This is a genomic window from Spirosoma rhododendri, assembly GCF_012849055.1.
GTDB lineage: Bacteria > Bacteroidota > Bacteroidia > Cytophagales > Spirosomataceae > Spirosoma > Spirosoma rhododendri.
In genome coordinates this window covers 3,305,845-3,319,466 of record NZ_CP051677.1, presented here as the reverse complement: position 1 = coordinate 3,319,466, position 13,622 = coordinate 3,305,845, and the positions used below count along the sequence as shown (strand labels likewise).

General features: G+C 56.2%; 13 protein-coding genes. All 13 read left to right on the top strand.

The window, feature by feature from the left end; translation table 11 throughout:
• The first annotated feature begins 78 nt into the window (after window positions 1-78).
• The 13 genes from hisC (at window position 79) to HH216_RS13580 (ending at window position 13,577) form a co-directional block, all read left to right on the top strand.
• A complete protein-coding gene (gene hisC, locus HH216_RS13635; RefSeq protein WP_169551304.1) occupies window positions 79-1,206 on the top strand; it encodes a histidinol-phosphate transaminase in 1,128 nt (375 codons plus the stop codon).
• A gap of 65 nt (window positions 1,207-1,271) precedes the next feature.
• Window positions 1,272-1,796: a hypothetical protein gene (locus tag HH216_RS13630; RefSeq protein ID WP_169553385.1), complete on the top strand. Its 525-nt coding sequence runs from the start codon at window positions 1,272-1,274 to the stop codon at window positions 1,794-1,796.
• 89 nt (window positions 1,797-1,885) lie between these two features.
• Window positions 1,886-2,638 carry a UvrD-helicase domain-containing protein gene (locus HH216_RS26655; RefSeq protein ID WP_332871394.1) on the top strand — a complete coding sequence of 251 codons (753 nt, stop codon included), beginning with the start codon at window positions 1,886-1,888 and terminating at the stop codon, window positions 2,636-2,638.
• Window positions 2,608-5,226 carry a UvrD-helicase domain-containing protein gene (locus tag HH216_RS13625; RefSeq protein WP_332871393.1) on the top strand — a complete coding sequence of 873 codons (2,619 nt, stop codon included), beginning with the start codon at window positions 2,608-2,610 and terminating at the stop codon, window positions 5,224-5,226. The genes HH216_RS26655 and HH216_RS13625 overlap by 31 nt, the downstream gene beginning before the upstream one ends.
• Before the next feature lie 48 nt (window positions 5,227-5,274).
• The gene (locus HH216_RS13620) at window positions 5,275-6,099 is read left to right on the top strand and encodes a phosphatase PAP2 family protein (protein ID WP_169551303.1); all 825 of its coding nucleotides are present in this window, start codon (window positions 5,275-5,277) and stop codon (window positions 6,097-6,099) included.
• A gap of 13 nt (window positions 6,100-6,112) precedes the next feature.
• Window positions 6,113-7,072, top strand: coding sequence for a methylenetetrahydrofolate reductase [NAD(P)H] (gene metF / locus HH216_RS13615; protein WP_169551302.1), 960 nt, complete (start codon window positions 6,113-6,115; stop codon window positions 7,070-7,072).
• A gap of 79 nt (window positions 7,073-7,151) precedes the next feature.
• Window positions 7,152-8,702 (top strand): glycoside hydrolase family 32 protein, encoded by a 1,551-nt coding sequence (locus HH216_RS13610; RefSeq protein ID WP_169551301.1) that lies wholly within the window; start codon window positions 7,152-7,154, stop codon window positions 8,700-8,702.
• Window positions 8,703-8,895: 193 nt separating this feature from the next.
• A complete protein-coding gene (locus HH216_RS13605; protein ID WP_169551300.1) occupies window positions 8,896-9,780 on the top strand; it encodes a cell division protein FtsX in 885 nt (294 codons plus the stop codon).
• A gap of 9 nt (window positions 9,781-9,789) precedes the next feature.
• Entirely contained in the window at window positions 9,790-10,134 is a 345-nt protein-coding gene (locus tag HH216_RS13600; RefSeq protein WP_169551299.1) for a DUF3098 domain-containing protein, read from the top strand.
• A gap of 115 nt (window positions 10,135-10,249) precedes the next feature.
• Window positions 10,250-11,095, top strand: a complete 846-nt coding sequence (locus HH216_RS13595; RefSeq protein ID WP_169551298.1) for an undecaprenyl-diphosphate phosphatase — start codon at window positions 10,250-10,252, stop codon at window positions 11,093-11,095.
• A gap of 113 nt (window positions 11,096-11,208) precedes the next feature.
• The gene (gene truB / locus HH216_RS13590) at window positions 11,209-11,910 is read left to right on the top strand and encodes a tRNA pseudouridine(55) synthase TruB (protein ID WP_169551297.1); all 702 of its coding nucleotides are present in this window, start codon (window positions 11,209-11,211) and stop codon (window positions 11,908-11,910) included.
• Window positions 11,911-11,935: 25 nt separating this feature from the next.
• Entirely contained in the window at window positions 11,936-12,862 is a 927-nt protein-coding gene (locus HH216_RS13585; protein WP_169551296.1) for a bifunctional riboflavin kinase/FAD synthetase, read from the top strand.
• Between the two features lie 103 nt (window positions 12,863-12,965).
• Window positions 12,966-13,577 (top strand): 3'-5' exonuclease, encoded by a 612-nt coding sequence (locus HH216_RS13580; RefSeq protein WP_169551295.1) that lies wholly within the window; start codon window positions 12,966-12,968, stop codon window positions 13,575-13,577.
• Window positions 13,578-13,622: the final 45 nt, after the last annotated feature.

The following is a 13,622-nucleotide window of genomic DNA, read 5'->3' as shown; positions in this document are numbered from 1 at the left end:
CACTAGAAAAGACGTAAGAGAAAAGACAGCCGAATCGGTGCTCTTTGGTCTTACTCCTCTCTTCTTTCTTCCCAACTCATGTTTCAACTTGCTACATTGCTTCGTCCGCACATTGCTGCTCTGGTACCTTATTCATCAGCGCGGGACGAATACACCGGAACGGAAGGCGTCTTTCTCGATGCCAACGAAAATCCCCTCGGCTCGACCACGACCGAAGGCGACTACAACCGCTACCCCGACCCGCATCAGCAGGCGATCAAGCAACGGCTGGCCCCGATCAAGGGCGTCCGGCCGGAGCAGGTTTTTCTGGGCAACGGCTCCGACGAACCTATCGACCTGCTCGTTCGGGCGACCTGCACACCGGGTCAGGATCAGATTCTGATTATGCCGCCAACGTATGGCATGTACGAAGTGTCGGCGTCGATCAATGACGTAGCGATTACCAAAGTACCGCTGACGCCCGATTTTCAGGTCGATACCGACGCGGTGCTGGCGGCAATTACCGACACGACGAAGCTGATTTTTCTGTGTTCGCCCAACAACCCGTCGGGCAATCTGCTCCAGCCCGACGCCATCCGCCGGATTCTCGACGCGGCCCAGACCGCGCTGGTGATCGTCGATGAAGCGTATATCGATTTTGCCGATGTACCGTCGTGGACTGCCCAGCTCGACGCTTACCCGAATCTCGTGGTGCTGCAAACGTTCTCGAAAGCGTGGGGGCTAGCGGGGCTGCGGCTGGGTATGTGCTTTGCTTCGCCCGAGCTGATTGCGGTGATGAACAAGATCAAACCGCCCTACAACATCTCGGCCCCAACGCAGGCCCTAGCCCTCGACGCACTAACCCACGAAGCCGACAAACGGCAGATGGTCACCGAGATCATGGACGAGCGACAGTGGCTGTCCGACGCCTTGCAAACCCTGCCTACTGTGCAGCAGATTCACCCGTCCGACGCCAACTTCCTGCTCGTCCGCTTTACCGATGCAAAAGGCACCTTCGCCTACCTGATTGAGCAGCAGGTAATCGTGCGGGATCGGTCGTCGGTGAAGTTGTGCGATGGTTGCCTGCGGATCACGGTCGGAACAAGGACTGAGAATGAGCGCCTGATCGACGTGTTGCGGCAGCCGGCCCCCGTTCCTGCTGAAGCCCAATTGCCGCTCGGCACCGACGATGAAGCGACAAAGCCCGAGCCTGTGTCGAACAGCTAACGGCTTTTGGCGTATTTTTGACAAACCCGACGTACGGGCCATTCGACATGACAACCTTATCCGGTATGCGCAAAGGGGCTTCATTACTTTGTTTTTTCCTGCTTTTTGGTGCCGCCGTTCCCGCGCTGGCGCAGTACAACAACTGGGCTGTCGGCTTCCGCATCGGCGAACCGGCGGGCATCAACGTCCGCAAATATTTCGGCGAGAAAAAAGCGTTCGACCTGAACATCGGCACGTACGGCGGGCTCTACGGCACCAACCGAAGCTACCGCAGCGGGCAGTACCGAAGCGTCGGCTTCTCGGTGCAGGGGCACTACATTCAGTACACGCCAATCACCAAAAGCGAAAGCATCCGGGGCTATTACGGCTACGGTGGGCAGATCAACACGCGCCGGTACTACCCAACCCGGCTCAACGGCGAATACGAAAATGCGCTGTCGCTGGGCGTATCGGGGATTGGTGGGGTCGAATATTTTCCACCCAACAAGCCGTATTCCTTTTTTCTGGAAACGGGCGTTTATGTCGAACTCTTGCAGGCTCCGTTTTTCCTGAACCTCAACTCCGGCCTGGGGCTGCGGTATAATTTTTAGTTTAAGGTTTAAGGTTTGTGGTTAAAGGTTCCTCCGGCGCAAACAAACGTTAAATCCCTAACTACAAACCTTAAACTCTATCCAAAGCCTTGCTTAAAATCTATAGTTCATCGGCTGGTTCGGGTAAGACGTACACCCTCACGAAGGAGTACCTGAAACTTGCCCTTGACCCCGATCGAAAAGCCGACTATTTCCGATCCATTCTGGCAGTGACGTTTACCAACGCGGCTGCCAACGAGATGAAAGACCGGATTTTGCGGGAGTTGCAGCAGATGGCGGGTACTGGCGCGGCCTCTCCCCTGCTCAACGACCTCACGACCGAACTATTTGGCAAGGATGTGGTGCCCGGCACGGCTGATTTCGCCGAAAAGCAGCAGGCCATCCGGGAGAAAGCCGGGCGCGTATTTCGCACCATCCTGCACCGCTACGCCGATTTCAGCGTCACGACCATCGACTCGTTTACGCAACGCATCGTGACAGCCTTTACCGATGAATTGGGCCTTCCCTACTCGTTTGAGGTCGAGATGGACACCGACGAGGTGCTGGGCGAAGCCATCGATACGCTGCTCGAAAAGGCGGGCACCGACGAGATGGAGGAAATTACGACCGTGCTGCGCGACTACTACATGCATACGGCGACCGAAGGTGATAGCTGGCAGATGCTCCCCGAAACGCTCCGGGAATTTGGCTATAACCTAACCTCCGATCAGTTTTATCAGGCCGTCACAGCCGCGCAGGAACTGACGCCGGGGCCATCCGGGCCATCCGGCAGCAACTCATCGACCACAATAAACAGGTCGAAAGCGACATCGTGGCGCAGGGAGAGCGGGCATGGGGGCTGATAACCGGGCAGGGCCTGAGCGAGGCCGATTTCTCGTATGGCAGTTCGGGGGTAGGTGGTTTTATCCGGGATGTTGCGCAGGGCGAAGCAACTAAGGAAATCGGCAAACGCGTTCTTAGTGCCGTTGACGAAGGAGCCTGGTACGGCAAAAAGACACCCTTAGCGACCCAAAGCAGCATCGACAGTATCGCCGACGACCTGACCGACTGTATCCGGCAGATTATCAGCATTCGCGATGAGCGGGGCACGCAGACGACGCTGTATGGTGCGCTGCTGCCACACCTGCAAAAGCTGGCTTTACTTCGGCAGATGCGGGTTGAATTCGACGATCTGCTGCGCAAAGACGGACGGGTGCATATTTCGGAGTTCAACAAGAAAATCCTGAGCATCGTCACGTCGGAGCCGGTGCCGTTCCTGTACGAGCGGCTCGGCACGCGCTATAATCACGTGCTGATCGATGAATTTCAGGACACATCGCGCCTGCAATTCGCCAACCTGCTGCCGCTGATCGAAAACTCGGTAGCTGCCAATCAGTTTAACCTCGCCGTGGGCGACGGCAAGCAGGCCATTTACCGCTTCCGGGGGGGCGACATGGATCAGATCGTGGCGCTGCACCGGCAGGATCTCGACAGCCTGCAACAGGCTCACGGACCCGATAGCTGGACATCCGAGCGAATCGGTACGCTGCGGGGCCACATCGACCCGGCGTTGCTCGACACCAACTGGCGCAGCGCGCAGCCCATCGTTCGGTTCAACAACGACTTCTTTGAGCATACCGCCCGCCGATTCGAGAGCGAACACCACCGGGTCGGCGACGTGTTCGACGCCAATAAGCAGTTTCACCAGAAAGTAAGCGCGAAGGCGAAAACGGACGGACACGTACAGATCGACTTCGTAGCCGCCGACTCGGAAAATGGCATCGACCTGACGAAGGCCATGCTCGACCAAACCCTGAAGCACCTCAGCCAGGCGAAGGCAGAGGGGTATGCCTACAGCGACATTGCCATTCTGTGCCGCACCAAACGGCACGCCCGAGCGCTGGCCAATGAGCTGGTTCGGCTGCGGATTCCGCTGGTATCGGCCGATTCGCTTTTGCTCGAATCGTCGGAGCCGGTGAAGTGGCTGGTGACGGTGATGCAGGTACTGCAACGGCCCGATCAGAAGCTGCTGCGCTACGAACTGCTGTACCTGTTCCACCGCGTCGTGTACGACGTTTTTCCCGACAACGAACTGGCCAGTCAGCTACGGGCGGTGGCCGAAACGGGGCACAACGCCGTTTTCGAGTACCTGCACACCGAAGGCTATCCGCTCGATCCGCACGCGCTGGGTCAACTAAACCCATACGAACTGGCCGAACGACTGACGGCTCAGTTTAATTTGTTTGCCAAAGGCGAAGACAATCCGTTTCTGTTTCGGTTTCTCGACGAAGTACTCACGTTTAACGCCAAACGCAGCGGTCACCTGAGCGATTTTCTGCTGTACTGGAAAGGCGCGAGCAGCAAAATTTCGGTTGAGGGTGCCAAACGCGACGCCGTTCATATCCAGACCATTCACAAGTCGAAAGGGCTGGAGTTTCCGGTCGTCATCATTCCCTTCGCCACCTGGGATACCACGCCAAAACCCAGGGCCATGATCTGGCTCGACCTGTCGGACGTGCGGACCGACGCGCTGGCCCATCAGGACACGACCGGCACCGTTAGCCGCCTGATGAACGCCCCCGTTCACCCGACGAAAAGTTTGGGAAACACGCCCGACGTCATTAAAAACCAGTATGATGACGAGGTGACGCGGACGTTTCTGGAAAACATGAACCTGCTGTACGTAGCTTTTACCCGCGCAGCCGATCGGCTCTGCATCGTCAGCGAACGGTTAAAGAATGCCGATACCAGAAAAGGCAGCATCACCAACTGGCTCTACGGGTTTCTGCGCGACAGCCAGGTGGCACTGGCCTGCGGCTGTCAGTGGCAGGACGACAAAAGCACGTACATTCTCAACAGTTGCAGTCAGCACCATGAAGGCGCAACATCACCAGCCGCAACGACCACCGATATTGTGCTGGATACCATAATCAGCGGCAGTCGGGGGCAGGACCTCCAGCTGCGCCGACAGGCCGACCGGGTGTTCGACGTTGCTACGTTTGAGCGCACCCGCGAACTGGCCCGCAAGCTGGCGGCTGCGCTGAGCCTGATTCGGGGCCCCGGCTGTATCGACAAAGCCCTGCGCCAGCTGACGAGCGAAGGGCTGGTCCGGCAGTCGGAGTGCGATGTGTTGAGCGAACGGCTGCTGGCCATTGTTACGCATGCCGACCTCGACGGCCTGTTTGACCCCACCCGCCGTATCGACACCGACCGCAGTATTCTGAGCGCCCGCCGACTGCACGGTGCCCCCCACCGCGTCGTACACGGACTACACCACGAAATCACGCTGGTACAATACGTGTCGCCATCGGAGGCAGCACCCGACGCCGAAAATGACCCGACCGAAAGTCTCCGCTACTTCATTGATCTCTACCGGGAAATGGGCCTTCAGGAGGTCGATGGCCGACTGGTTTACCTGTATGACGAACCGCTCGTCGTCCGGGTCAGCTAATGGGTAGTAGCCTGGACCGGTGCGCCGGTCACCAAAACCAAACTTCGTATGCGTTTTTTTCAACACCTTACCCTCATCGTGGGCCTGTTTACGGCTACAACCGTAGCTGCCCAGTCACCGTACGAGCTGCGCACCGGGCGCGAGATCGCCATTTTTGGCATCGGAGCCGCAACGGGTGCGTCGGCACTGGTGCTGGAGCAACGGCTTACCCCGCTGACCAGTGCTGACATCAGTACGCTTGACCGCTCAACGATCAACTCGTTTGATCGGAGTGCCACCTACCGGTTCAGCCACACCGCCGACCAGCTTAGCGACCTAACGCTGGCGGGTAACGTTGCCCTGCTTGGTGCATTGACAGTAGGTACACCAACAATGCGGCAGGAAGTCAAAACGGTGGGCGTCATGTTTCTTGAAACGGCACTGCTGGCCAACGGGATACAGCGGTCGGTGAAAAACATCGTGCAGCGCACCCGCCCCTACGTTTACAACCCAGATGCGCCACTGGCCGATAAGCTGGATCGCGAAGCCCGGCAGTCGTTCTTTTCGGGCCACGCAACCAATGCCTTCGCAGCGGCTGTGTTTACGGGCACCACGTTCAGCCACTACTTCCCCACCTCCCGTTACCGCCCGTTTGTGTGGGTCGGGTCGTTGGGACTCGCGTCGGCAACGGCGGTGCTGCGCTACGAAGGCGGCAAACATTTCCCGACCGATCTGCTCGCCGGGGCCGCGTTTGGGTCGCTGGTGGGCTGGGGAATCCCGAAATTGCACGAAGTCAAAAACCGGTCAGATGTTGGGCGTCGGCTCGATATTCAGCCGTTCAGCAACGGGCAGGCCAATGGAATTTACGCCCGACTACTGGTGTTTTCCCGTTAGTTTTGCGCCACTCATGACGAAAATTACCGACCACATTAAAGCCGCCAACGGCAAGCCGATTTTTTCCATCGAAGTTATTCCCCCCATCAAGGGCGACACGCTGAAAAATCTGCTCGACAACATCGAGCCGCTGATGGAGTTTAAGCCGCCGTTTATTGACGTTACGTATCACCGCGAAGAATACATCGAACGGCCCCTGCCCGACGGAACCATTCAGAAAATCGTGACGCGCAAACGCCCCGGCACCGTCGGAATATGCTCGGCTATCCTCCACCGCTTCGGCGTTGACCCGGTACCGCACGTGCTTTGTGGTGGCTTCTCGCGCGACGAAACGGAGGATTTCCTGATCGACCTGCAATACATTGGCATCGACAATGTACTGGTGCTACGTGGCGATCCGGCTAAACCATTCTCGACCTTTAAGGCCAAAGAAAACGGGTATTCCTACGCCAGCGAACTGGTGGCGCAGGTCGCCGATATGAACCGAGGGCAGTACCTGCACGAAGAAGATACCGCTATGACGCCCAGTGATTTCTGCGTCGGTGTAGCGGCTTATCCCGAAAAGCACTTCGAAGCCCTCGACCACGACATTGATTTTCACCATCTAAAACAGAAAATCGATAAAGGAGCCGATTACATCGTGACCCAGATGTTTTTCGACAACCAGAAGTACTTTGACTTCGTCGACCGCTGTCGGCAGGCGGACATCACCGTCCCGATCATTCCGGGTCTGAAACCGCTTGCCACCCGCAAGCAGCTACAGATTCTGCCCAAACTGTTTCACCTGGAGATGCCGGCCGACCTGATAAAGGCGGTAGAAGCGTGCGAAAACGATCAGCAGGCCCGGCAGGTGGGTGTCGAATGGGGGATTCAGCAATGCCGCGAACTGATCGCGGCCGGGGCACCGGTCATGCACTTCTATACGATGGGAAAGGCCGATAACGTCATGAAAATTGCGAAAGCACTGTTCTGACCGGCCATTGCCTAAACCCTGATGGCATTTCTGCGTCTAATTCCCGTTCTTACCTACCCGTTCTGTTTTCCCGGTTTCCATGGTCCGCGTTTTGTCGCTTGTCGTTTCAGCAGGCTTGTTTGCCCCTATCCTGTTGGCGCAGCGTATGCCAGTCGATACGTCTTATCAGCAGCCTTTCCGGCCGTTTTTCCATTATACACCGCAGGCCAACTGGATCAACGATCCAAACGGGCTGGTGTATTTCGACAGTGAATACCACCTGTTTTACCAGCACAATCCGCAGGGGACGAAATGGGGGCACATGAGCTGGGGGCACGCCATCAGCCGTGATCTGGTGCACTGGCAGGAGTTGCCCGTTGCCATTCCGGAAGCGGGCCCGGTCATGATTTTTTCGGGTAGCTGCGTGGTCGACAAAGCGAACAGCAGCGGCTTCGGGAGCGACGGGCGGCCACCGATGGTTGCCATTTTCACCGGCCATCAGCCGAGTAACCAAAGCCAGTATCTGGCGTATAGCAACGACAAGGGCCGCACCTGGACCCGCTACGGCACGCAGCCAGTTCTGGACCTCAACAAGAAAGACTTTCGGGACCCGAAAGTGTTCTGGCACGAACCCTCGCAGCACTGGGTCATGGTTACGGTACTGTCACCGGAACGAAAAGCCTTGTTTTACACCTCGACTAACCTGAAAAACTGGACCCGCTCCGGTGAATTTTCGACGGACGTTCCAACCAAAACCTCCGGCAAGGCAGCTCCGGCCATCGGCGGTATCTGGGAGTGCCCCGATCTGGTCGAGCTACCGGTCGAAGGGTCGATGGAGCGGAAATGGGTGCTGCTGCTATCGGTCGGGAGCGGAGCGGCTGCCGGTGGTTCGGGCATGGAGTACTACGTCGGTCAGTTCGACGGGCGCACTTTCGTCCGCGACCCGGCCACAACCGTCGCCCGGCCAATCGACTGGGGTAAAGATTATTACGCGGCCGTCACGTTCAACAACATGCCCATGCGTGGCAACCGGGGTGCCATCAGTATCGGCTGGATGAACAACTGGCAATACGCGACGGATACACCAACCCGCTCGTTTCGCGGAGCTATGTCGATGCCCCGTGAGCTGCGCCTGACGAAACAGGCTACGGGCTATGAACTACGCCAGCGCCCCGTTCAGGAATTAAAAAGTCTGCTGGGTCCGGCCTTTCAGTGGGCCGGTTTCGATCAGGGTGCTCTCAACCAAAGCCTGACCGACAACGGTTTTTCGAGCGACACCTACCAATTGACGCTCGATCTGGAAGCCACCAAAGCCGAAGCAGGAGTTCGCCTGTGCCGCAATACCGATCAGGAAACTGTGGTTGGCTACGACCCCATCCGGCAATTGCTCTACGTCGATCGGACGCGCTCGGGGCAGGTGGCGTTTGCCAAAGACTTCCCCGGTCGGTTTGCCGCCCCCGTCAAGCCGCAGAACGGCCGTATATCGCTGCAAATCTGGGTCGACCGGTCGTCGGTTGAGGTATTTGCCAACGACGGGCAGGTAACCCTGACCAATCAGATTTTTCCCGTTCCCAACAGCCGGGGCATCCAGTTCTTCGGCGACGGTCTCCGCTCCGCCAGCATCCGCCCTGTCGAGCCTATTTGGAAATGAGTTTTTCTGAGTTGGATAGTTGTAGAATTATAAAGTTGCTAGCGCCGGACTCGGACGCGCCAGCCGACTCTACTACCTTACAACTTTAAAACTCTACAACCCCCGCCCTCCGGGCGGAAGGCTTAAATTTTCTTAAATTCGCCCTTCGCCCGGTTCTGGCTATTATTTTTGTTTACCAACACGATCCTTCCGGATGGCTCGTAAAAAGAAAAAAGTGGGTGCGTATCCCGCTGGAATGATATTATTCAGCCTGACACTGGCTCTGTTTCTGATCGGTTTCTGCGGCATGCTCGCTATCGAATCCAAACGGCTGGTGCAGTATATCCGGGAGAATTACGAGGTACGGGTATTCCTGGACAAAGACACTGACTCGACGAAGGCGGCAACGCTGATGTACCGAACCCTGGCCGATAAGCCGTATACGCTGACAACGGACGGGAAACCACAGGTAACGTTTGTGTCGAAAGATGCAGCTGCCCGTGAATTTATCGCTGAAACGAAGGAGGATTTTTCCAAATTTCTAACCGAAAATCCCCTGCGCGACAGCTACCGGATTAAACTCAACGAAGCGTACTTCGACGAGTCGAAGCTGGCGGGCGTAAAGACCGATCTGGAAAATGTCGATGGCGTTTTCGAGGTCGTTTATCAGGAGAATCTGGTCGATAGTATCAACCGAAACATTGGCCGGATTTACACGGTCATGGCCGTTTTTGCGTTGATCATGCTGCTGATTATCGTGGTGCTGATGAACAACACGATCCGGCTGGCACTGCACTCGCAGCGAATGCTGATTCGTAGCATGCAATTAGTTGGCGCTACGAACAGTTTTATTACCAGACCGTTTTTAGGGCGGGGGGTCTGGCAAGGGTTACTGGCCGGTGCAATAGCGGTTGTCCTGCTGTTGGTGGGGTTGCAGGTGGCGACCCACAACTTGCCCGAACTGGCGTATTTTCAGGATACTACCCAGTTGATTGCCCTGCTGGCCGGTCTGGTCGGTCTGGGCGCGTTGATTGGCTTTTTTAGTACGTTTCAGGCCGTACATCGGTATCTCGGCCTGACACTGGACGAACTGTATTGATATACGACAATGGCAAAAGATAAGCAATTCGGCTCGGCAATGCTGACCCGTGAAGAACCCAAGAAAACGGCGACCGTTGCGACGGCTACGCCAACCGTTGGCCCGACGCGGCCTGTTACGACGCGCCCGCTAACTACCGAGCCCACTCGCTCAGCAGCAGCCCTGCCGTTTGGTCGGCAGAACTACACGCTGATGCTGGCCGGTATCGGGATTATTCTGGTCGGCTTTTTCATCATGAGCCTCGACAAAGAAGAGTTCGGCTTTGGCTTTTTGGGGCTTACCCTCGGCCCGATCGTTGTGATGGCGGGCTTCGTGCTCGAGTTTTTTGCCATCCTGGCCCGGCCAAAGGCGTAAAAGTTGTGGAGTTATAAAGTTGTAGAGTTGTAGCGTTGACAAGTAGCTTTGTCGGGGCAATTTCCCGCAGGCAACTTTACAACGCTATAACTGTACGACTGTACAACTCTTTTCAATGGATTTGATTCACGCGATTGCGCTGGCGATCATCGAGGGGCTGACCGAATTTTTGCCGATCTCCTCGACGGGCCACATGATTATTTACTCTTCGCTGGCGGGTATTGCCGGTAACGAATTCACCAAGCTGTACACGGTCGACGTACAGTTTGGCTGCATCCTGTCGGTGCTGGTGCTCTACCACCGCCGGTTTCTGGTCGACACGCGCACCGACGATTTTGTGGCCCCAACCTGGGTACAGCGACTGCCGCAGAAGACACAGCGGCTGGCCGATTTCTACTCCAAAATCCTGATTGCCTTCCTGCCAGCGGCCGTTATCGGCTTTCTGCTGAACGACTTCATCGACTCGTTGCTCGAAAACGTAACGGTCGTTGCCATTATGCTGGTTGTGGGTGGGTTCATCCTGCTGTTTATCGACAAGATCACGTTGGCGCAACCCAAAGACCACGATGTCACGGCACCCGACGCCCTGCGCATTGGCTTTTTCCAGTGCATCGCGATGGTGCCGGGCGTGTCACGGTCGGCCGCAACCATCATCGGCGGCATGTTTCAGGGCCTGACCCGCACACAGGCGGCCGAATTCTCGTTTTTCCTGGCCGTACCAACGATGGCCGCTGCATCGGGCTACAAACTGCTCAAGACCTACAAACTGCTCCAGCCCGCCGACTACAAGATTCTGCTGATCGGCAACACCATCGCCTTCATCGTCGGCATGCTGGCCATTCGCGGCTTTGTCGGCTTCCTGACCAAACACGGCTTCAAAGTATTTGGCTATTACCGTATCATCGCCGGCCTGATTCTGCTGGGCCTGCTGGCAGCCGGTGTTAAGATCGACGTATTATAAACCGGTGTTCGGTTTACGGTTTTCAGTTTATGGTCGTACCAGTCACCCGACGTGGATAGTGGTACGTGAACCTCTGAAAACCGTAAACCGGATACTGTAAACCGTACACCTTTTTGCAACAACCCACTCCCGACCCCGGACAGGTTATTCTGATTGATAAGCCACTGACATGGACATCGTTCGACGTGGCCAACAAGCTGAAGTACGCCTGTAAGTTCAAGAAAATTGGTCATGCCGGCACGCTTGACCCACTGGCAACCGGCCTGCTGATTCTCTGCACGGGTAAAATGACCAAGCAGATCGATCAGTATCAGGCGCAGGAAAAAGAATATACCGGCACGCTGGTACTGGGCAAAACTACCCCCTCGATTGATCTGGAAACGGCTGTCGATGCTGAATACGACACGAGCAACATCACACCGGATGCCATTCGCGACGCGGCCCGTCAGTTGACGGGTGAGGTTATGCAGGTACCACCCATTTATTCAGCCATTCGGGTCAATGGCGAGCGATTGTACGAGAAGGCCCGGCGGGGCGAAACCACCGAAATCAAAAGTCGGCAGGTGACGGTATCGGTTTTCGAGGTTGACACGGCGCGGTTCCCGGAAGTCGATTTCCGCATCGTGTGTTCCAAAGGCACTTATATTCGCAGTCTGGTGCGCGACCTCGGGCTACTGCTGGGCAATGGTGCTTACATGAGCGCCCTGCGCCGGACCCGCATCGGGGCGTTCCGCATCGAAGACGCCGACACGCTCGATTCGTTTATCAGTCGCTGCCGGGACACGCAGTCGCCCGAAAGCAACGCACAGCCATAGTCAGTACCTGCCATTATTACCAGTCATGCTTATTCATCGCGGTCTCGACGAACTTCAACCCCTACCCAACGCCGTTGTTACAAGCGGCACGTTCGACGGGGTACACCGGGGACACCAGACAATTCTGGCCCGACTGACCGAAATTGCCCGGTCGAGCGGGGGCGAGTCGGTACTGATTACGTATTGGCCCCACCCCCGCACTGTGCTGTCGAACGACAGCATGGATCTGAAACTGCTGACAACGCTGGACGAAAAAATCGAACTTCTCGAACAGGCGGGAGTCGATCATCTGGTCGTTATTCCGTTTACGCGCGCTTTTTCCGAACTGTCGTCGGCGGAGTATATTCAGCAGGTGCTAATCGATAAAATCGGAACCCACAAACTGGTGATCGGCTATGACCACCGCTTTGGCCGCGACCGCGAAGGCGGCTTCGATTACATTCAGGCGCACCAAGATGAGTACGGATTCGGGGTTGAAGAGATACCTCGTCAGGACATCGAAGCGGTGGGTGTCAGCTCGTCGCGCATTCGGGCCGCTCTCGAAGCCGGTAATGTCGACACGGCCAACCGGCTGTTGGGTCGTCCGTACAGTTTGTCCGGCACGATCGTGAAGGGGCGTCAGTTGGGTCGTACGATTGGCTTTCCGACGGCAAACTTGCAGGTCGATGATCCGGTCAAGCTGATTCCGGCCAACGGTGTTTACGCGGTCGATGTGCTGTATGCCGGGCAGAAATTCAGCGGGATGCTCAATATCGGCTACCGCCCGACCGTCGCTGGTACGCATCAGACCATCGAGACGTACATTTTTGATTTCGACAAAGACATTTACGGCGAACACCTGACGCTGCAATTCCGTGCCTTCCTCCGCCCCGAACAGAAATTCGACGGCCTATCGGCACTAGTCAATCAGCTCAAGCAGGACGAAGCCGCAGCGCGCAGACTTTTAGTTTAAGGTTTAACGGTTAACGTTTAATGTTAACACTGACTACCAAAGTGGCTTCACAATCGGGCTATCTAACCTTGAACGTTAAACCTTAACCATTAAACTCACCCCTATGCCCTACCTCGTACTTGACCTGGAAATGACCGGCCCAGAGCCGGATTACAACGAGATTATTCAGATCGGCGCGGTGCTGTTCGACGATCAGTGGGTGGAAAAAGGGCGCTACCTGACCAACGTCTACCCCGAAAACGAAGACGCATTTTCGTCGTCGTCGGAGAAGATTCACAACCTATCGCTGGCCGATCTGGAGGATGCACCGATGATGTATGATGTGCTTCCCGAACTGGAAAACTGGATTTGTACGCAGCTTGGCATCCGGGTACCGCAGGGGCAACTCGACCGGACACCTTTCCTGCGCGACGTGATTATCTGCGGACAAAGCGTTATCAATGACATCAATTTCCTGAAGGAAGCCTACCGCTACGAGAAGCTAAAGTGGCCATTTTCGCGCGTACTGCTCGATTTGCACACGCTGGGGTATTTCACGTTCAAGGTGTTGAAAGCTAACGGGCAAAAAACACCCGACCGGCTTAGCCTGACCGCCATTGCTGCTCATTTCGGTTTTTCGCGGGAAGACGGTTTTCACAACGCCCTCGAAGACGCCGATCTGACGGCAAAGTGCCTAAAGGAAGTGTTTAAGCTAGCCGAACGGATGAAAATTTAAATCCGGTTGTTGGCATTGTTTCTGCTTTTGGTTACATAAGTGCAT